Origin of the sequence: Streptomyces sp. SID12501, from assembly GCF_010550245.1 — a bacterium.
Taxonomy (GTDB): domain Bacteria; phylum Actinomycetota; class Actinomycetes; order Streptomycetales; family Streptomycetaceae; genus Streptomyces.
In genome coordinates, this window is sequence record NZ_JAAGLU010001010.1 from 1 (window position 1) to 392 (window position 392).

The 392-nt window shown below is 79.8% G+C and carries 1 pseudogene; it reads right to left on the bottom strand.

The features are described 5' to 3' along the window. Positions 1 to 392: pseudogene (locus tag G3I71_RS49580) on the bottom strand (biotin-dependent carboxyltransferase family protein); the annotation flags it as partial.

Consider the following 392-nt stretch of genomic DNA (forward strand, 5'->3'; position numbering starts at 1 on the left):
CGGTCGGGGGGGCCGGCGCGGGAAGGGCGTCCGCCCCGCGGATCGGATCCGGGCCCGGGGTGCCCACCGGGAGCAGCGTTCCGGACGTCAGGACGGCCGGGCCCAGCCCCGACAGCAGGTCCGTCGAGCGACTGCCCAGCACCGGCGGGACGCGGAACCCACCCCGCACCGCGACGTAGCCCCGCACTCCCGGCTCCGCCCGGCCCACGTTCAGCTCCGCCCCGGCCGCGAGCCGGACCGGCGCTCCCCAGGCTGCCGGCCGGCCGCAGACCCGTACCGCGCAGGGAGCGCCCGTCACGGCCACCGTCACCGGGGTCAGGGCGCGCAGGGCGACCCCGTCGAGGGTGGTCTCCAGCACCGCCGCGTCGGGCGGGTTGCCGAGCAGCCGGTTG